Origin of the sequence: Methanosarcina sp., assembly GCF_035390745.1 — an archaeon.
In the GTDB taxonomy this organism is placed as follows: Archaea; Halobacteriota; Methanosarcinia; order Methanosarcinales; family Methanosarcinaceae; genus Methanosarcina.
In genome coordinates this window covers 1-19,493 of the sequence record NZ_DAOOUJ010000012.1, presented here as the reverse complement: position 1 = coordinate 19,493, position 19,493 = coordinate 1, and the positions used below count along the sequence as shown (strand labels likewise).

Below are 19,493 nucleotides of genomic sequence, written 5' to 3'. Positions count from 1 at the left end.
GAATTAATATTTGTGGATTAAAGTCCACTTTATAATTTATTATCTAATTTGAAAAAAAGCTTATGAAGCCTTTTAAGGCTTCACTTTACTTTATTTATCTTATAACTTCGGTTACCTGCATTCAGGTTTTACTCAAACTCAATTGTTGCAGGTGGCTTGGGAGTAATATCATATACTACTCTGGCTACTTTAGGGATCTCGGAAGTAATTCTGGATTCCAGGTGTTTGAGCACATCCCAGGGGAGTTCGAGGGCTTCTGCAGTCATTCCGTCTCTTGACCCTACTGCCCTTACAGCTACAATCCAGCCGTAAGCCCTTATGTCCCCCTTTACTCCTGTTCCTTTGCCGAGCACAGCGGCAAATGTCTGCCAGGGGCAAAACCTGTCTAGCAATTCCTCTTCGACTATAAAGTTGGCTTCCCTTGCAACCTCAAGCTTTTCTTCCGTGACTTCTCCTAAAACCCTCACGGCAAGCCCAGGGCCCGGGAAAGGCATCCTTTCGCAGATCTCATCAGGCAGCTTGAGAGCCCAGGCAACTTCCCTGACCTCATCCTTATAAAGGTCCTCTATAGGCTCAACGATTTTCTTGAAGTCCATGACGCTAGGGAGCCCTCCTACATTGTGGTGGGACTTGATTCCGCCTTCGGACTCTATCCTGTCAGGGTAAATCGTTCCCTGGATGAGGTAATCGGCTGCCAGTTTCCTTGCCTCTTCCTCAAACACCCTGATGAAAGTCTCACCTATAGCTTTTCTCTTCTCTTCAGGGTCGGTGATGCCTTTCAGGGCTGCAAGGAACCTGTCCTTTGCATAAACAACATCCAGATTCATGTGGGAGAAAATATGCCTTATTCTTTCGGTTTCCCCTTTTCTCATTAGCCCTGTGTCGATATAAATAGGCTGCAGCCTGTCCCCAATTGCCCTGTATGCCAGCTCTGCACAAACAGAGCTGTCGACGCCGCCGGAGAGTGCAATAATTGCCTTCCCGTCTTTTATTTCCTTGCTTATTTTCTCAATTGCTTTCGGAATGAATTTTTCGGTTTTAACCATTGAAGTGCTCCTTCGAGTGAATCTTTCCTTTGAAGATATGATAGTGATTGGTAACTGTATGAGAATTATGAAAATTTGATTATATTTTTGTGTGATATATGAGTCTGTGCATGGGGTTTTTGATATTTAAAGGTATAGTTAGAGAAAGTTAATTTAGCCCTTTATTCTGGAAATTAACAAAATTTCCAAAGTATTCCCGTTCTTTCAAAGATCAGATATTTGTTTTTTGTCTCTTTCCATAACTTTTGTCTTCTTTTTCTCTGGAAAGTGTCTTTACTTCATCTTGCTGACCAGTAACTTACTGCTGGTAAGCTACTTTAAAAAAGCTTTAGATTTCTGTTTTTTAACAAATATGCAGAATAAGGCACTGAATAATGATAGGAAATATGGGTTAGAGAGCAAGATCAAGCAAAAAGGTAAGTGAAATGATTTACACGTCAATTTTCAAATTCTGAGATCTTCTCAACCTTCTGCAGAAAATCAAAAATTACAATTATATATTAAGGTTTTCCAAAATATTGCTATAAAAAATGTCAAGTGGGAGTCAGTGATAGGAATGGTTAATGAAGATTATGAAGTAATTGATAAGCTTGAGAGTATCGCAAAGTCTCTGGAGAGCATGGCAGAGTCTCAGAAAAGAATAGTTGAGATACTTGAGCTGATGGCACAGGAAAAAGGAGTTATGGATCTGAAGTAATGAAGGTTCCTTCATACTTTTTGTCCTGAGTGCCTGATTAACACTTGCTCCATTTAATTTAAAATTTTTCTGATATATTTTTCTGAATATTTATTCTTCCATTTATATATCAGTACAGTTTAATTATGAATGGAAATTCTGAAACTCTGGATACAGAAAAAGTATCACAGATGTGGACTGCTCAAATATTTATATTGGCGCGTGGGCATTACTACAGCGTTACTAATTCTTTAAATTCATATCTCAGTAAAAATAAGTTAATTTGCAAACGGTGGAAGTAAAGATTGATATGTGCGGCCATATTTTGTCCCCCTACTTCTTTTACCTCTTACCAGGCACTACTTCCCAGGCGCTGAGGATGCCTGATTAAGAGGTCATATAGCCGTTCCATTCCCCCCATTCTTTACTTCCACATTTGCTTTCCCGCCTTAGCGGCCTCACCTTTTCTTCTTAAGTCCTATCAGCTTCACGAAGAAAAGGCACCATCATCGTTACTTTGGTTTTACTTTTCAGTACAGGACTTTAAGTTTTGAGGTACTGGAACGGAATATGTATTCAGGGGATTCTTAATCTATTCACATGATGACCGCTTAATCTTGAGCTATTCTCCAAACATACCATGTTTGTTAATGAAGTTAAACGTCGTCATTACATAAATTTCTTTCTAAAGTTCGGCTCTTGATAGTTTCATTAAAAAAGATCCACATGGTTCTTCTATCAGGTTTTTGAAAAGAATCTCATCTCTAATTTGTTGAGAGTTGTGCTTTATCTTCTGGATACCGGCGCATAATACTTTCACCCTGCATACCTGCAACTTAAATAAGATGAATCCAAAAAACCACAGCATTGTGGATTTACAGATAATTATGGTGCAGGTGTCGTAAACCGCTTATATGGAATTTAACATACGTAAATTGACTTCGAGAGGCTTCTCGGAATCTTTTCTGGCATATTACGAGTTCTGAAAGTTCAGGGATGAAATAATGGGTACTGATTACGGAGTATTGAAGGATAGTAAAAATGAAATTGAGTCCAGAGTGTTAATGTCTTCAAGAATGCACTCCGTATTGCGCCAGTACTTCGGATATACTGCTTTTCGACCTCTGCAGGAAGAAATCATCAGGGATGTTCTGGGCGGAAAAGACGTATTTGTTCTCATGCCCACAGGAGGGGGCAAGTCAATTTGCTATCAGCTGCCCTCTTTACTTCTGGATGGAGTTACTGTTGTAGTCTCTCCCCTGATTTCCCTGATGAAAGACCAGGTAGACGGGCTTGAAGCGAATGGGATTGCTGCAGCCTGCATGAACAGTACTCAGAGTGCCAGAGAAATACGGGATGTTAAAACAGCTTTTCTGGAAAACCGATTGAAGGTATTGTATATTGCACCAGAAAGGCTTATGATGCCTGGAACCATTGCTTTTCTGAAGAAAGGCAAGGTAAGTCTCTTTGCAATTGATGAGGCACACTGTATTTCGGAATGGGGGCACGACTTCCGGCCCGAGTACCGCAAACTGAAACTCCTCAGGGATTCGAAGGCCGGTTTTCCTGAAGTGCCCGTTATTGCACTTACGGCTACAGCTACCGAGAGGGTCCGAAAAGATATCATCTCCCAGCTTGGACTTGATATCGACCCGGAAAAAGGTCCTTATATTGCCAGCTTCAACCGGAGCAATCTTTACTACGAGGTCAGGCCAAAAAAAGATACTTTTTCAGAGATAACTGACTACCTGCTCAGGCACAGAGGTGAAGCCGGAATTATTTACTGCCAGAGCCGGAACAATGTCGAAACCCTGACAAGAAAACTGAACCTTGCCGGGTTCAGGGCTCTTCCATACCATGCCGGACTTTCAGATTCCGAACGTGCCAGAAATCAGGAGATGTTCATAAAAGATGATGTGGATATAATAGTGGCTACTATTGCCTTTGGAATGGGCATCGACAAGTCCAATGTCCGCTTTGTAATTCACTATGATCTCCCGCGGAACCTTGAGAGCTATTACCAGGAAACAGGACGTGGTGGCAGGGACGGGAGCCCTTGTGAATGCATCCTTTTCTTCAGCAGGGGAGACCGCTTTAAAATTGAGTACTTTATAGCTCAGAAAACAAATGAGAAAGAAAAGGATATCTCTCTTGTTCAGTTAAGGCAGATGGTAGCTTACTGTGAAGGCAATAAGTGCAGGCGTCAGACTCTCATGGAATATTTTGGTGAGGAACTTTCAACGCCATGTGGAAACTGCGATACCTGCCTTAGACCCAAGAACACTTTTGATGGGACTGAAGCTGCCAGAAAACTGATTGTCTGCATTCAGGAATTGAGCCAGCGTTTTGGCACTAACTACGTTATTGATGTACTTACGGGTTCAAAAACTAAAAAAATCAAGCAGAATCGCCATGAAAAATTGAAAGCTTATGGTAGCGGCAAGGAATTCACAAAGGAGCAGTGGAGGTCGCTTGCCTCTGAAATGCTGAACATCGGGCTTCTGGAGGTCAGCGGAGTGCAGTATCCTGTCCTGAAACTGAACGCTATGAGCAGGAAAATATTGAACGGTTCGGAAAGCGTTGAACTTGTCTGTCCTGCTGGCTTTATACCCGGAACTGAAGAGAATCTTACGCTGCCGGCTCCTGCAGGCAAAATTTCAGGAAAAGGCGAAAAAGATGAGCAGATTCCTTCCTGTGAGTATTCAACTGCTACTGATATTCTTAAAAAAGCCAGGTCTGGAGTACTTCCAGGATCCGGTACAGAGCACGACCCCATTCTTTTTGAGCGGTTAAAAGCTCTGAGAAAACAGATAGCTTTTAACAAAAACCTTCCTCCATACATCATTTTTTCTGACACAAGCCTCAAAGAAATGGCTTCAAAGTTTCCGCGCACCCCTGAAGAGTTTCATTCTATTACAGGTGTAGGAGACCATAAACTCCGGAAATATGGAGATGATTTTCTCAAAGAGATCAGGGATTATTGCAGGGACTACGACCTGACTCCTTCAGCGAAAGCCGAAGATTCCAAAAATCTCTGTACTGAATTCGAAAAAGAGAGTAGAGGCTCAAAGAGTCCTGTACATGAAACTCCACTTTCAGAGCTTGAAATTGAAAAAGAAGGATTTGGGATTAAAACTCTTTCTTCGGAAGCCGGTGAAGAGAAAAAATCAGAAAATTCATCCTTCGGCACACTTTCCGAAAGACTTTTAAAAACACGCAGCCTTCCCGCAAAAAGGGTTAGGTATCTGGATATGAGTATCCAGGACTGGTCTGAAGCAGACTCTTCTGACGGCTTTAGTAAAAAAGAACTTGAAAACAGCTCCTCTGAGTTAGTTGACAATATGCTTGATATGGATCTCTTTGAAAAGGTTTCTCTTGAAAAGACTTATTCACTCTATGTACAGGGATTGAATATTGGAGAAATTGCAGAAATTGAAGGTTTAAGCGTGGAAAATGTTTACAGGCAGTTCGAAAAACTGGTACTTGCCGGAAAGGTCAGAAAAATTGAAGGGCTTGTACCTTCTGAAAAGCAGAAGAAAATAAAATCAGCACTGGAAGTACTGGAAACTGAAATTAACTCCCTGATCAGGATGAAAGTGGGAGAGGGCTGTCAGGAAGAGGAACTAAAGCTTATAAGAGCTTTTCTGCTCTCTAAAATGCTTTCTTCAGCTTGAAGGTCCCGAAAGAAGCTCTTTTCTGTAAATTATTTTGTTTTTCCTCTCGTTCTTTATTGTAATAACAGCCGAATCTCCGTCTTTGAGTTCAACTCCTTCAGGAAGGGACAGTTTCATACTGTTTGCAACTTCAAGAACAACAGGAGGGTCAGGGCTTATTTCATACTCAATACCATTGTGCTGGAGGTATACGCTTGCGTTTTCTCCAAGGTTAATCGGATCTCCTCCCTTATGTTCTATTTCCAGGTTCTTTGAATCAAGTATCTGAACATCGAGCTGCGTAAAAGTTCCTGATTTCAGGGCTCTTTCCGTACTTCCTCCAAGGAGTACAGCTCCTCCCATAAGGGCAAGAAGTCCCACGCACATCATCGCGAGGGCAACGACCACCATACGATTTACGGCTTTCTCGTTACGTATGAATTTGTTTAAAGATTTGTTTATGGATTTATTTAAGAATCCTGAACCCAAAATAGCTTCACCCCCTAGAGAAGCATTTGAATCTTTCATATTAATTTATTTATACTGTTATGCGTCTTCATCTATAAAAAAGTTCCATAAGTTTGTTTCCCCTTCGTAAGTATCACTAATTTAGAGAAATCTTATAACTCCAGCAGGGCAACCCGGGAAAAGAATACCTCTCATTATCAGGGCTTTTGCATCTGCGCCTCCAAAAACCCTGATTCTGAAAGCAAATAAGCCAGAAGTTTTTTTGGTTCATTTTTTTATTCAGGTTTTGACTCCCGGTTTTTATCCTGCTTTTTATTCTCCATTTTTTATTCTGTTACTTCCAGTTTCCGGAAGTTTTCCAAAGAACAGCTTTTATCAACGTTTTTCCCACTTCTTGAGCTCCAGAATCTCTGAAAGGGTTCCACCCCTCCGGATCTCATCAAAAAGTCTCTTTTCTGTTTTGTTAACTTCCTTTGCCCTTCTTGCGAGTTCGTAGGCGCGTTCCTTCGGGACAACTACAACCCCGCTTTCGTCACCGATTATATAATCTCCAGGTCTTACAGCCTGACCTCCACATGTGATTTCAGCGTTGATTTCTCCAAACCCTTTAGGATCTCCGGCATTTGGTACTGTATTGCTTGTATAAATCGGAAGTCCAAGATTTTCCACTTCGTCAATATCTCTTACAGCCCCTTCTATTACCACGCCTGCAATTCCTTTATTCAGGCTGCTCAGGGTTGCAAGCCCTCCCCAGCACGCAATGTCCTTGCTCTCGTTGTAGATCACTATTACATCTCCCGGTTTTGCAAGATCGATGGCTTCGACGGTCTTTGCCCAATCCCCCGGGAAAGACTGCACTGTAACTGCAGTGCCTACCATTTTTCCTCTTACCAGAGGATGGATGCCTTTCATCGCTCCTTTTCTGTGCATTGCATCCGAGATATTGGAGGTAGAGACTTCCTTAAAGATCTCCCTTATTTCCTGGTCTACGGTTCCCCTGTCCCGAATATCTACAGATTCAGGAGAGTCAACACTCTTCCTTATTTTCTTTGCAGCCTCGGTTACATTATCAGAACGGGTTATGTTTCCTCCCACTATCACAATACTGGCACCAGCCCTGACCGCCTGAGCTGCACTTTCAGTATCAAGCCCTCCGGCTACTGCAAGCTGAACATTCACTTTTTCTGAAATTTCCATTAAAATAGATATCGGGTCTTTTCCGACCATTTGCTGGTCTATACCTACATGAACGTTAATATAGTCCACACCAAGAGCTTCGAGCTCCACTGCTCTTTTTACAGGGTCCGGAGCCGAGATCAGGTCTGCCATCAGCCTGACTCCGTATGTGTGTGCTGAACGGAGTGCGTCAAGAATTGTAGAATCATCTGCACTGCCGAGAACAATAACCACATCTGCACCGGCTTTTGCCGCCATCTCTACTTCCATAGCTCCGGTATCTACAGTTTTCATGTCCGCAAGAATTGTCCTGTCCGGAAAAGCTTTTCTCATGGCGCGGATTGCGTTCATGCCCTCGCTCTTGATCAGGGGAGTTCCTATTTCTATCCAGTCCGCTCCTCCTGCGACTGCTTCCTTTGCAATCTCCACTGAGCGGTCAAGTTCCAGAAGATCAAGTGCAACCTGAATTATGGGAACGATAGTATCACCTCTATCGGGAAACTTAAAAATGCGAAAATTGAATTTTTATATCGGTTTCCCTTCTGTTTTTTTTGAATTAAATTAATACTCAAATTTACTTTACTCTTAAATTTTTACTGGACATTTATTATCCTTTTTGATTCATTTATTAATTCTGTTCATTTGCTGCTGTTCTTTTTTTTGCTATGTGATTCCTTCATTATTTATGTTGCTTTTTGTTCTGAATTTTTTCTTTGAAAGCCTTTTTTCTGAGTTCATCTATACGGCTGAAAGAAATCTTTGTATTAAACGGTTGCCGCAAAAAATTTTTGATCAGGGAGAGCAATTTACTTTTTGGGGATAGTTAATGGAAAAGAGCCTTAAATCAAAAGATAATGAAGACTTTTCCCACAAATATATCACAGATGCGGAACGAAAACAGCTGCTATCTGCTCTACACGGCCGCCTCTTCTGGGTAGGGCAGCATATCCCGGATTATGTGGAGTGTGAGGGAAAGAGATACCCTCTTCATAACTATGTGTGGGAACTTATTCAGAAAGAAAACCTCACTCCAGGCGAAAAGTCCCGAATAGATAAATGCATCGATATTATCTCGGCAAAAGAGAAAGAGGATGAAAAGGAACTTGAAGAGAAGCCTCTTACAGAGGAAGAGGCAAAATCCCTGTATCATGAGACTGCAGGCTTGCTGCGTGCAATAATGGACCTTAAAGAGATTGAAAGCGGTGCTCTTAAAGAGAGCACAAAACGCTTTCAAGAGAAGTTTAATGCACAGAGAGTTAAAGATGTCAAGCTCTGGCTTGAGTTCCTGAAAAACGTGTCAAAGTAAATCCGTATAGCTCCGAAGCGAATCTGGTTTTTATCTTTGCAGCACCATCCTGGAAAATTCCCGGAGCAAAGGTTATATCTCAGGGCATCATTTATGAAAAATTGATGTTATTCAAGAACCGGCACGTCATCTCAATGAAAGATTTTTCACGGGAAGAAATCGATTATGTTCTGGATACCGCAGAAAAACTCGAACCTGTAGCCAGGGGGGAAGAAAAGTCCAGGCTGCTGGATGGAAAAATAGTTTCTCTTCTTTTTTTCGAACCAAGTACAAGAACAAGACTGTCTTTTGAGGTTGCTACGCGGAGGCTCGGAGGTCAGGTACTAAATCTGGGCGCAGTTGAGGCAAGTTCTGTCATGAAAGGGGAAAACCTCGCTGATACTATCCGCGTGATAAGTAAATATGCCGACCTTATCGTACTGCGTCATCCTCTTGATGGGTCGGCACGAATGGCTGCGGAATTTGCAAGCGTCCCTATAATCAATGGAGGAGACGGTTCTGTCCATCACCCTACTCAGACTTTTCTGGACCTCTACACTATCCGCAGGGAGAGCCATCTTGAGGGCTTAAAAATTGCCATGGCAGGAGACCTTAAATACGGGAGAACTGTCCATTCTCTCTGCCATGCTCTGTCTTTATACGGAGCAGAAATGACCTTTGTTTCGCCTCCAGAACTCAGGATGCCTCAGGAAATTGTCCGGGACCTCCAGAAGCAAAAGATCCGCGTAAAGGAAACTGATTCTCTTGAGGAGATTATAGGGGATGTTGAGGTCCTTTATATGACACGGGTCCAGAGGGAACGTTTTCCTGACCCTGAAGAATACGAAAAGGTTAAAAATAAGTTGAGGGTTACGGGTGACCTGTTAAAAGGTGCTGATCCTGGACTTAAGATTCTCCATCCTCTCCCAAGAGTAAATGAAATATCTCCTGATGTTGATGCGACTTCTCATGCACGCTATTTTGAGCAGGCTTTTTATGGAGTTCCGACAAGGATGGCTCTGCTTGCCCTGGCAATGGGGGTGATTGAATGAAAGAAAAAAGGGACCTGAAAATCCAGGCAATTGAAAATGGGACGGTAATCGATCACATAAAAGCCGGGCAGGCTTTGAATGTCCTGCGTATTCTGGGTATCTCCAGTGCTTTTCGGGCAACTATCAGTTTTGTGATGAATGCTCCCGGGGCTCGGGGCAAAAAAGACGTTGTTAAGATTGAAGGCAAGGAGCTCAGTGTTGAGGAACTTAACAGGATAGCTCTTATTTCTCCTAAAGCTACAATCAATATCATAAGGGATTTTGAGGTCGTTCAGAAAAATAATGTAGTGCTTCCTTCTTATGTGGAAGGTGTTGTCCGCTGTACTAACTCAAATTGCATATCAAATAGTAATGAACCTATCGAATCCAAATTTACAGTCCTGCAGTCTGAAGAGGAAGGAGTTTCCCTTCATTGCCTGTACTGCGAACATGTAATTTCTGAAGAGATTGCAGATTATTTACTGTAAATGTTTTTATGGAAGTTTTGGCTCAAGCTTCAGCTTGAAAATCTCACGAAAAGATTATGAATTCTAAAAAACTTAATAATTTGCTGTAACCGGAAGAAGAAACTAAATCCGGTTAAATTGTTACTTTTTTGTTTCGTTTTATCCTTATGCCCCACCGGAAACTCAGTGGTCAGAGAACCGGTGGGGGAGGAATCACATATGGATAACTGAGATTTTGGCTCTGTTAATGCAGTTCTTTAATTATAGCAGTCCATTATTGTAGGCATCAAGTGTCATGTATATAGCTTCTCCACCTGGGATTTCGCCGCATCCGACTTTTGTCCTGTTCTGCCAGGCAAAACCGCTTGCTTTTATCGGGGTTTCATCTTTGTCGAAGTAGTACATACTCATCCAAAGATCTCCTTCTTTTATTTTGTTTTTTACATCGTAGGACTGGCAGCAGTTTACTCCGTTCAGTTTGGCGGCGATAAGTGCATCGAACATGGTGTAAACTTTATCTCCTTTTACCGGGTGCTGCATAATCGCTATTGCCTCATCTACAGTATATGTCTTATAACCATAGCCGGTGTTACCAATTGTGATCGTCTGCACAGGCCACGCTTCCGGGTGGTTTTTCCAGTAACCAGGACTTTTAGGCGTACATTCGTTACTTCCACAGCTACTGGCTGCTGCAACTCCACTCAATGCGATCAGGCAAGCTGTCAGTACTAAGATTTTTGTCAAATACCTCATGTTTTTCACTCCCATTTTCATTTATAGAGGAAAAGATTTGACAATTCCAGAAAAGGAATTATTAAATTTTAACTTCTACCTCTTCCCCAGGCTCCCTATCTGGTTGTCAGTTTATCTAAATTCCCCAAAAGATAATAATTCTCTAAATTATTTAATACTTATCTGTATAAAATTAATATTTATGTTTTGGATGGAATACTTTTTTTAATCATATATCTTCTATGCAAGAACTTTTTTCTCTTCTTCTTTAAGGCATAATGCTATTGTTTATTTATCAAAATAGAGGGCTTGAAGATAATCGAAATATGAAACAGATCGATTTATTTACATAATTGTCCTTAAAAACTTAATACTGAAAACTATAATTCAGTAAAAAAATGAATCTAATGAAACTTGAGCACAGTTTAACTGGCTTGAACATGTGATTAATTCTTGCTCCAGAGACGGGTCGAGTGTAAGAAATTACTGACTTCTGGATGTAGATTTAAACTTTTTTCGGAGTCGGAATGGAAAAGAATATGAGAACGGGCGGATAAATCATAAAAGTAGATCTGGATTCAAAGAAATAATTTATGCTCGAAGATGAGAGAATGACCAGCGAAACAGAGGCAGAATACATAAGTTATCAGGAGCGCAATAAACTCCTCTGGAGCCTCAGGAGTGAATTTTCCTGGGCCGGTAAAAAAATCCCTGAAAGTGTGGAGATAGATGGCGAGGAGTACAGGCTTCGGGATATGGTATGTGATCCTGGGGAAGAAAAAATCTTCAGCCCGGATGAAAGTGCCAGAATAAGGGCTCTTATCCCTAAACTGAAGGAAAAGGCAAAAGCATATGAAGAGCTGCTCGAAACTGAAGAACTTACAGTGGCAGAAGCAGAAGCCCTCTATCGAGAAGCAACCGGGCTTTTGCGGGCGGCAATGGAACTGAAAGATAAGCTTGAAGGAAAAGGCGGGGAAAAAAGCGTAGATGAATTTAAGAGGATGCTCAACACCCAGAAGCTTGTGGATGAAAAGCGCTTTCAGGACCTTATTAAAAGCTTGAAATAATGAGTTTGTTTTTTGTTTTCCCTGTGGATTTTTAGAGTGAATTTTTCATCAGTCGCCATCCCGTGAGCTTTTTGATCTCACAAACGCAAAAATCTTAATAGACATTTATGTACAGGGATGTTATAGTTTTTGTGGACGAATATCTTAAGACTTCACTCTCTTCGAGCGAAGTTATTGTTAGAGTACCGGGAGGTACAATCGGAAACTTTACACTGGATGTGGAGGATGCCCCCTCTTTTGAGCCCGGAGAAAATGTCCTGCTTTTCCTGGATGAAGACACAGATCCGACTACAAAAGATCTGGATCCTATGCATTTTGTGGTCTGTGGCTGTTTCCAGGGTAAATTTTCCCTAACTGAAGACGGGAAAGCTGTCAGCGAGGGAGAGACTGTAGAGCTGGAAGAAATGTTGAAGCTGCTCAATGTAAGTAATTGAGATTTAATAATTGAGATCAGATGGAATCTTTATGAGAAGCTCTCGAAGAAGTCTAATGCTCTGGATTTTCTTTCTTGTACTGATACTCGTATCGCTGTTTGTAGTTGTTCCCTACATTATAGCCGGACCTCCTACTCCTCTTTTCTCTGTCCGAAACCACGATGTCGAAGTTCATGAACTCCGAGTAGAGATTTACGACTCGAAAAATAATTCCATACTCGATAAGACATACGAACTTTCAGCAGGAGAGGAAGTTTACCATGCCAAACCTTTCAGATTCCTTGTTCCCGGACTTGAGGTTGTGGATTATACATTTGGATTTACGCTTGACAACAGGTCAACGGAAACGTATAACACAAATGTCCAGCCCTGGAATACTGTTGAAGTAGAACTATATGCTGATTATGCGGAAGGTCAGCCTCTTCTTATAGGCGAAACAACTGTCTGAGGTCAATTTCAGATTTGCTTCATCACAAACTAAGAAAAGACTGAAGAATAACAGAAGAACAAGAAAGAAGTAAAAATAGTGCAAAAATAGATAGTAAAATATGATCCCGATTAAAGATAAAAGCTGACCTGAACGATTATCAGCAGTCAGCCTTTACAATTAATTATTTTAAACCAAACCTTTACAACCCGAGCACATCATCCATGGAATAAATTCCAGGTTTCTGTCCGCAGATCCATTCGGCTGCACGGACTGCGCCTTTGGCAAAGATCTGGCGGGAGTGAGCCATATGACGGATTTCAACCCTTTCTGAGTTCCCTACAAAGAGAACGGTGTGGTCTCCGGTGATGTCTCCGCCGCGCACTGCATGGATACCGATTTCTTTCCCGCGGGGTGCGATTCCTTCTCTTCCGTATACATACTCTTTTCCGCCCAGGGCTTCGCTGATTACATCAGCTGCGCGAAGAGCGGTCCCGCTTGGAGCATCCTTTTTCTGGTTGTGATGAGCTTCGATAATTTCGATATCGTAATCTGCAAGATACTTTGCAGCTTCCCTTATTATTTTGAAAAAGACATTAACACCTACGGAATAATTAGGTGATATGACTGCACGTACCTGATTCTTCCGGATCGCTTCATCAATTACTGCCCGCTGTTCCGGATTCAGGCCTGTGGTTCCTATTATAAGGTTTACTCCGCATCTGGCGGCAATAGGAGCGTTTACAACAGTCGCGCAGGCTGCAGTAAAATCAATAAGTACATCAGCCTGGGTCTTTTTCAGGACTGTTTCCAGGTCTTTGACATCTGAAATCTGAATTCCCAGGTTACCCACATGAGCAAATTCCCCTGCATCCTTTCCTATATTCCCTATGTCAAATGCGGCGACTAGCTGCATATCTGTGGAGCAGGTGATGTTTTCTATAATTAAAGAGCCCATCCTGCCACAGGCTCCGAGTACTGCTGCGTTGATCATTCCATTACCCCAAGTTTCCTCAGTTCATTTACAAGCTTTTCCTGATTGGCGTCGCTTATGGGCGCTAGTGGAAGCCTCAGGTGCCCGCTTGCAAGCCCTGCAAGCTCTGCAGCCTTTTTAACAGGAATCGGATTTGTTTCAAGGAAAAGGGCACGGATCAGTGGAGCGATCTCAAAGTGGATCTTCCTTGCAGTCTCATAATCTCCTTTGAGGGCTGCATCTACCATTCCAGACATTTTGTCAGGTACAATGTTTGCAGCGACCGAAATGACTCCTCTGCCTCCCATGGAAATAATCGGAAGAGTCAGCCCATCCTCTCCTGAGAGGACTACAAAGTCATCATCTATAGTTTGCTCAAGGATCTGAGAAACTTTGGCGGCGTTCCCGCTGGCTTCTTTGATTCCAACGATGTTTTCTACTTTTGCAAGTTTGGTGATCACATCTACAGGCATATCCTGCCCTGTCCGGGATGGGACATTGTAGAGGATCATAGGGATATCTACTGCCTCTGCAATTTTCTTGAAGTGGGCAAGAAGACCTGCAGAATTTGGTTTATTGTAATAGGGAGAAATAAGAAGTACACCGTCAACACCAGCATCTGCTGCGTGTTTTGTGAACTGGAGTGCTTCACATGTGTTGTTTGAGCCTGTTCCTGCAATCACAGGAACCTTTGCGCAGTCCACTGCAATATCTATTACTTCTTCATGCTCCGCTGCGGAAAGGGTTGCCGATTCTCCGGTTGTGCCACAGGGCACGATTCCTGAAACCCCTCCGTCTTCAACAAACGCTATGTTCCTTTGTAGGCCTTCCCTGTCAATCCTGTCATCTTTAGTAAAAGGAGTGATCAGGGCAGGCATTGTTCCTTCAAACATATAGATATCCCTGCCTGTTTCCCGGAAATTAGTTCTTTATCCATTCAGTAAACTTATCAGTAGACTTTCATGCGTGCAACTTTTCTTGTGACGTAGCCTGCAACCCTGTTTCTAATTATTTTGCTCTCAATGGTTGTATACTTTGTCACAAGTGCTTTATTTGTCTCAAAGTCTTTTGTAAAAACGTCTCCATAGTTTTCAATCAGGCTGAGTGCGGTTCTTTTGATGTTTGTCTCTCTTATATTTCCCATCGTATCTCCTCTTGGATTTTTGTTTTTTTATTCCAGTTATTCAAGTTTTTGCGGTTTTCCAATAATGTTTCCATGTGAATTATGATTAATGTGAAGTCGGAAAAAGAAGCAGCTCCATAATATGGGTTTTCTTCGATTTCCGATAATGATTTAGCGGAAACTGGATACAAAAATTTGATTATACTGATTTTGTCGACTAATAGGTAACTTGAGATTTATAAGTTTTGGGGTGAAAAAAATATTTTTGGGAACGCCCCTGCCTTTTCTATAAGTATTTTTTCTTCTGTTTGTTTTCTCTGTTTCTCTTAATCTCTGCTATTTGATTCCGCCTGTCTTTGTTTAGTCTTATTTTTTTGAGTCTTTACTTGTTTTTACTTTCTCTTTACTTGTTTCTACTTTCTCTTAACTTGCATTTCTTTCTCTTTATATAGTCAGTTTTTCCCAGAAAACGGTCAAGTGTTCCTGCGTTTGTGAATACAGGTTCTCTTTCTCCTTTACGGTTGACAGTAAGTCCGAATAAAATAATGAGCAGGCCAATTTCCGGTTTTGCTTCAATGCTAATAGCCCCTATAAGGATCAGGGAAGAAGCTGCAAGCCCCTTAAGGGCACCTTTCCTGTAGGAAATATAGCCTGTTCTTCTAAAAATTCGGATATCCCGAATTGTCAGGAAGAGAACTACAAAATAGGCAAGCATTGCAATTTCCAGATACATTCTTTTCTCCATTTTTTTGGTTTCGCACTTCCTCTCTTTTACAGGCTTATTTTCGGGAATTTTTTCTCTATATATGGAACAAATCAAACTGATAAATTTTCAGGAGCAAGTGCAGGATCTGCATAACGATATGATTTCTCTATATTGTAGCAGGTGACAATATTAGATGTGATAATACTGTCGGTAATAGCCTATGTCGAAAATTACTGGTGAACAGGATTGCTGAAAGTAATTATAGCCTGATAATAGAGCAAAAATCAGGTACTCTAAATAGTATATAAAACTAGCAGGTTTAGTTTTTTCGATTAATTCTCTCTGCCAAAAAAGCGAAAAAATTGTAGTCTTCTTTGAACTCTGATATCTGGTCAGAAGATAGTTAATTTATTCTGAAAATTTCACAGCATTCTCGGGTCAAGAAGCCCATTCAGGAGCAAAAGCCCAAGGAAAAGGGGCTGGTGGATAAAATATATAGAAAGGGAATGTTTTCCAATCCAGGAAAAAGGTTTTTGAAGCAGAAATTTATCGGCTTCGGGGAGTTTAAACTGCCTGTTTCCACCTTTATAAAGAGAGTTCCCAAGAAAAATCCCTGTAAGAAGTACTCCAAACCAGGGAAATAAAGGGAAATAGTCCAGGGTCACAAAGCCTTCGGGTCTTAAGCCCAGCCAGAGAAGAGCAGAAAACCCGAAAGTCCTGTCTTTGAGATATAATCCTGTTATCCCAAAAAAAAGACCGAAGAGAAGGTTTTCTTTTCCGTATTTCAGGAAAGGGTAGGCAATCACTGCTGATACCCCGAAAAAATGCAGAATCCCAAAGAGAATATACTGTCCTGGAAAGAAAATCCAGGTTATTCCTGTAATTATAAGTCCCATAGAAAAGAGTCTTAACCCTCTTCTTAGATATTTGGAAAAATTCTCCATAGTTTTTCCCGAGATTATGTTCTTAAGATCTCTTGAACGGCTGATGGAAAGGGCAGTTCCGGATATCAGGATAAACAGAAAAGCTGCACCTCTTCCTATGTATAATAAAGTTCCTGACCTTAACTCAATATCAGCAATTCCAAAAAAATCGAGGTCATAGAGAAAGTGATATGCAAGCATTAAAATTACAGCTAAACCACGCAGACAATCAATTTCCCAGAAGCGGCTTGAGCGCCTTTCCATATATCGTTCTCCAACTGCCTGAATCCCGTTAATGAAATTTCAGATTTCTTTAAAGAAAGCCGTATTTTATATAATCTGCGGGACGCAGGCCCAGAAAGGCGTTACTTTTTCTGTTTTCTTCTGATTACCAGTAAACATCCAGATCCTCCCAGGACTCCGGCAAGCAAACAAAACAAATTAGTTATCTGGTTCTCTTGTGATTGATTTTTCTGCTCCTTTGCTGGTTCTTTTGGAAGGATTTCTCCAGCAGTCGCAGATACAGTGTTATTTTCGTCCCATGAGCTTTCAGTCAGGTAAATGCTGCTTTTTGAACCAAATTCAATTTCTCTTTTCGAATCCCCAAGTCTTATCTCAAGTTTTTCTGAAGGAACTGATTCCGTTCTGTATATATAACTGAATCTTCCGTCTTTTCCAGCTTTCAGTTTTTGAACGGTGGTAACTTTCAGGTTAACACCTGAAGCCCCATCTTCTGCAGTGCCTTCTACTCTGACTTTATACTCCCCAGGGGAAACTCCGGAATAGGATACGATAGCTATACCCTCTTCTGCCCAGGCACTTTCTGTTTTTGAGAGAATCATTTTCATTTTTACTTTAAGGCTCTCTACCCCTTCTGCCCTTAAGGTAAAAAGGTTATTAAAATTGAGGAACTCAATGTTTTCGAACTCGTAAGCATATTCTTTCATGTAAACAGGCACTGTCTTTTCAAAAGAAATAGAAATCTCCACTTCTTCTTCAGGCGAGGCAAGCCCGCTGATTATGAGCGTGTCCCCACTTTTCGGGATTTCAGGGGTTACTTCCCAGTCTATTACTTTAGCATTTGCAGATGAGACTGTGGTCCCGAAAAACAGGAGAAATGTAATGAGCAAACAGAATAGGAGATTTAATCTGATCCTGTTTAGTTTGAGCACGTTAAACTTCATATAACTCCTCCCAGATTTGACTTCAATGAACTCATCTAATTTATGTGCTCTGTCTAATCCTTTTCTTAATTTTTCGTATAGTTTCTTATACCAGTCCCAGTCCAGGACCCAGATTCGGAATCAGTCCAAATAAAAATATGTTTATGAAACCGTGAATCATTACCATTAGAGGAAGACTTTTCGTTCTGTAAAAGAAATACCCCATTATACCCCCCACAAGAAAAGTATATGCTATTTCATAAAGAGTGCCATAACTTGAATGCATTATCCCGAACAGGAGGCTTGCAAGAAGAATTCCTCCTGCAGGTCCTAAAAACTCTTCCAGTCTTGTCTGGATAATCCCTCTGAAAATAAGTTCCTCTATCAAGCCAACCACAAAAATCATTATAACTGTGAGTTCCAGCAGGTTAACAGGCGATAGATCCGGAATGAGAGGTTTGGTCTGGACAATTAAATACTCTGCTTCTGCGAAGATCAAACCTGCAAGCAGAGAGAAGGGCAGATAAATCCCCATTTTCTTGAGTAAATCCTTCTTTCCCTCTTTTGGGATTTCCTGGTGAACGGCTATGATTGTTATTGGAATTGTCATTGGAATGTACATGAATACGAAAGAGTAAAGGTTTGATTCAAAATAGATAGGCATTGAAAGATTTACCAGCCGAAGAACTGGAAGAAGTATTAATGTCTGGTGAACCCTGCGTATTTCAAGTTTTGTTGAGACTATTATCGAAAGTGAAAGGATGATAAGAAGCAGTGTGTAGGCTATTGCGGCCTCTTTTATCCGTCCGGTAAAAATTAACAACTCGGCAAAAGCAATAGCAATAACAGGAGCTCCTGCGGAGAACAACTTTTGTAAAAACCCTATTTTTTCATTAGTCTGAATTTTGAACATTTTCCCAGGCTCCGGCAAAGAGAGATGTCCTGCTTTCAGTTCAGAAGCTGGATAGTCTGGAGACGCCATCTTCAGATCTCCTTTGTGACATTTATCCAGAGGTGCGTATTCCTGTAAGGCACACTTTTTTCAGTTTCATTAAAAAGCAGAAACTCCAGTTTCATATTCTTTCCCTCTATAGTTGGAGTAAAAGTGACTGGCTCTTCCCATGATTCATTATTTTCAAGGCTGATGTATTTTTGATCTTCTGGAAGAGGCAGAGATCGATTTTGAAGCCTGATTTCCAGTGTATAATCTACAGTTCTATACTCATGGTTTGTAATCCCTACAACAACAGTTCCACTGTTCCCGAGTACATATTCTGTCGGGTAGTCCTCAGCCACTTTATCAGGTCCCAGGATGTAGAATTCGGTGAATTTCTCTTCTCCTCTGGGATTTCCTATTACATAGGCAAGGCTGCCAATAGATACCAGTATAGAGATCACCAGTAACGCTGCAAGTGCTTTGTCGGCTCCAGAACCATGTTCCTCCAAAAACTCTTCTTTCAGAGCCGAGATGGAGGTTTTAACTGTAACACTAAAAGCTTCGTCTTCAGGTAACTGAACTCTTCTATAATATGCCACTCCACAGATGAATAAAGTAAAAATCGAAAGGCCTGTGAGCACAGGAACTTCCCTGACTCCCCAGGAAGTATAGTTCATTCCAAGTCCCATGAGAGGAGCTATGGAAATGCTTAACCCTAAGGAGAGCAGTGCTCTCTCAATTCCTTCCAGATCTTTTTTTGCAGGAAGAAGAGCTGCTGTCAGGGCATATCCTGGCAGGAATAGGACAAGAAGAAGTCCGAAGACTGTGCGCAGAAAGCTTCCGCTGAGTGCGGGGACAAGTACGAAAATATCTGTAAGGATTACAAGACCTGCAACGAGTAGCAGGTCGAGAGGAGGTTGTCTGTTTCCAGCCATTTTTATCACTGCGAAAATATTTAGTATTCTATCTTTCTACAATTTATACTTATGTGAGCTTTCTGCAAATCTTCTCAAAAGGCATCTTTTTATATTTATTATTACACTTGTACCCCACTTATTTATATCTTTTCTAAATTTTTCACTCACTTACAGTAATCAACATTTAGATATTGTTGCTGCAACAGAATAGAGGATTCAAAAAGGAAGTTTAAACCTAACTTCCGCTTTTTTAAGCGCATAAATTCAATTTTTCCATAATTTCTTTTTG

20 protein-coding genes are annotated in these 19,493 nt (G+C 41.2%); 8 read left to right on the top strand and 12 right to left on the bottom strand.

Translation table 11 applies throughout. The annotated features are described in order from the left end of the window. Positions 1-128 precede the first annotated feature (128 nt). Positions 129-1,046, bottom strand: a complete 918-nt coding sequence (gene guaA / locus PLL47_RS04995; protein WP_324445102.1) for a glutamine-hydrolyzing GMP synthase — start codon at positions 1,044-1,046, stop codon at positions 129-131. 547 nt (positions 1,047-1,593) lie between these two features. Between guaA and PLL47_RS04990 the strand changes: the two genes are divergently transcribed. Next, positions 1,594-1,743, top strand: a complete 150-nt coding sequence (locus tag PLL47_RS04990) for a hypothetical protein (protein ID WP_324445101.1) — start codon at positions 1,594-1,596, stop codon at positions 1,741-1,743. A gap of 983 nt (positions 1,744-2,726) precedes the next feature. Then, positions 2,727-5,396 carry a DNA helicase RecQ gene (recQ, locus tag PLL47_RS04985; RefSeq protein ID WP_324445100.1) on the top strand — a complete coding sequence of 890 codons (2,670 nt, stop codon included), beginning with the start codon at positions 2,727-2,729 and terminating at the stop codon, positions 5,394-5,396. On the opposite strand, the gene PLL47_RS04980 is transcribed toward recQ, so the two are convergent. Together PLL47_RS04980 and hxlA are read right to left on the bottom strand one after the other, a co-directional pair. Beyond that, positions 5,388-5,903 carry a hypothetical protein gene (locus PLL47_RS04980; protein ID WP_324445099.1) on the bottom strand — a complete coding sequence of 172 codons (516 nt, stop codon included), beginning with the start codon at positions 5,901-5,903 and terminating at the stop codon, positions 5,388-5,390. The genes recQ and PLL47_RS04980 overlap by 9 nt on opposite strands. A gap of 315 nt (positions 5,904-6,218) precedes the next feature. Beyond that, positions 6,219-7,448 (bottom strand): 3-hexulose-6-phosphate synthase, encoded by a 1,230-nt coding sequence (hxlA, locus tag PLL47_RS04975; protein ID WP_324445098.1) that lies wholly within the window; start codon positions 7,446-7,448, stop codon positions 6,219-6,221. A 397-nt stretch (positions 7,449-7,845) separates the two neighbouring features. Here hxlA and PLL47_RS04970 point away from each other — a divergent pair, with 397 nt between their 5' ends. From PLL47_RS04970 to pyrI, 3 genes are all read left to right on the top strand, one after another. Beyond that, positions 7,846-8,325 carry a DUF5788 family protein gene (locus PLL47_RS04970; RefSeq protein ID WP_324445097.1) on the top strand — a complete coding sequence of 160 codons (480 nt, stop codon included), beginning with the start codon at positions 7,846-7,848 and terminating at the stop codon, positions 8,323-8,325. 104 nt (positions 8,326-8,429) lie between these two features. After that, complete coding sequence (pyrB, locus tag PLL47_RS04965) at positions 8,430-9,356, top strand: aspartate carbamoyltransferase (RefSeq protein ID WP_324445134.1); 927 nt, start codon at positions 8,430-8,432, stop codon at positions 9,354-9,356. Further along, positions 9,353-9,823 carry an aspartate carbamoyltransferase regulatory subunit gene (pyrI, locus tag PLL47_RS04960; protein WP_324445096.1) on the top strand — a complete coding sequence of 157 codons (471 nt, stop codon included), beginning with the start codon at positions 9,353-9,355 and terminating at the stop codon, positions 9,821-9,823. Before pyrB ends, pyrI begins: the two co-directional genes overlap by 4 nt. 240 nt (positions 9,824-10,063) lie before the next feature. Here the strand turns inward: pyrI and PLL47_RS04955 are convergent, their stop codons facing one another. Continuing rightward, complete coding sequence (locus PLL47_RS04955; protein WP_324445095.1) at positions 10,064-10,555, bottom strand: hypothetical protein; 492 nt, start codon at positions 10,553-10,555, stop codon at positions 10,064-10,066. Between the two features lie 590 nt (positions 10,556-11,145). Between PLL47_RS04955 and PLL47_RS04950 the strand changes: the two genes are divergently transcribed. The 3 genes from PLL47_RS04950 to PLL47_RS04940 all read left to right on the top strand — a co-directional run bounded on the left by PLL47_RS04950 (position 11,146) and on the right by PLL47_RS04940 (position 12,483). Further along, positions 11,146-11,601, top strand: a complete 456-nt coding sequence (locus PLL47_RS04950; RefSeq protein ID WP_324445094.1) for a DUF5788 family protein — start codon at positions 11,146-11,148, stop codon at positions 11,599-11,601. Positions 11,602-11,708: 107 nt separating this feature from the next. Further along, positions 11,709-12,035, top strand: a complete 327-nt coding sequence (locus tag PLL47_RS04945) for a hypothetical protein (protein WP_324445093.1) — start codon at positions 11,709-11,711, stop codon at positions 12,033-12,035. 55 nt (positions 12,036-12,090) lie between these two features. Next, the gene (locus tag PLL47_RS04940; RefSeq protein WP_324445092.1) at positions 12,091-12,483 is read left to right on the top strand and encodes a hypothetical protein; all 393 of its coding nucleotides are present in this window, start codon (positions 12,091-12,093) and stop codon (positions 12,481-12,483) included. Positions 12,484-12,664: 181 nt separating this feature from the next. Here the strand turns inward: PLL47_RS04940 and dapB are convergent, their stop codons facing one another. The 8 genes from dapB to PLL47_RS04900 all read right to left on the bottom strand — a co-directional run bounded on the left by dapB (position 12,665) and on the right by PLL47_RS04900 (position 19,222). Then, positions 12,665-13,456 carry a 4-hydroxy-tetrahydrodipicolinate reductase gene (gene dapB, locus PLL47_RS04935; RefSeq protein ID WP_324445091.1) on the bottom strand — a complete coding sequence of 264 codons (792 nt, stop codon included), beginning with the start codon at positions 13,454-13,456 and terminating at the stop codon, positions 12,665-12,667. Then, positions 13,453-14,328 (bottom strand): 4-hydroxy-tetrahydrodipicolinate synthase, encoded by an 876-nt coding sequence (gene dapA, locus PLL47_RS04930; protein ID WP_324445090.1) that lies wholly within the window; start codon positions 14,326-14,328, stop codon positions 13,453-13,455. Before dapA ends, dapB begins: the two co-directional genes overlap by 4 nt. A 56-nt stretch (positions 14,329-14,384) precedes the next feature. Further along, positions 14,385-14,579, bottom strand: a complete 195-nt coding sequence (locus PLL47_RS04925) for a 30S ribosomal protein S17e (RefSeq protein ID WP_324445089.1) — start codon at positions 14,577-14,579, stop codon at positions 14,385-14,387. A gap of 382 nt (positions 14,580-14,961) precedes the next feature. Continuing rightward, complete coding sequence (locus tag PLL47_RS04920; protein ID WP_324445088.1) at positions 14,962-15,303, bottom strand: hypothetical protein; 342 nt, start codon at positions 15,301-15,303, stop codon at positions 14,962-14,964. A 383-nt stretch (positions 15,304-15,686) separates the two neighbouring features. Continuing rightward, positions 15,687-16,451 carry a heparan-alpha-glucosaminide N-acetyltransferase gene (locus PLL47_RS04915; protein WP_324445087.1) on the bottom strand — a complete coding sequence of 255 codons (765 nt, stop codon included), beginning with the start codon at positions 16,449-16,451 and terminating at the stop codon, positions 15,687-15,689. Positions 16,452-16,552: 101 nt separating this feature from the next. Beyond that, positions 16,553-17,371, bottom strand: a complete 819-nt coding sequence (locus tag PLL47_RS04910; RefSeq protein WP_324445086.1) for a hypothetical protein — start codon at positions 17,369-17,371, stop codon at positions 16,553-16,555. A gap of 85 nt (positions 17,372-17,456) precedes the next feature. Beyond that, positions 17,457-18,332, bottom strand: coding sequence for a CPBP family intramembrane glutamic endopeptidase (locus PLL47_RS04905; protein WP_324445085.1), 876 nt, complete (start codon positions 18,330-18,332; stop codon positions 17,457-17,459). 2 nt (positions 18,333-18,334) lie between these two features. Next, complete coding sequence (locus PLL47_RS04900; protein WP_324445084.1) at positions 18,335-19,222, bottom strand: DUF8471 domain-containing protein; 888 nt, start codon at positions 19,220-19,222, stop codon at positions 18,335-18,337. Between the last annotated feature and the right edge of the window lie 271 nt (positions 19,223-19,493).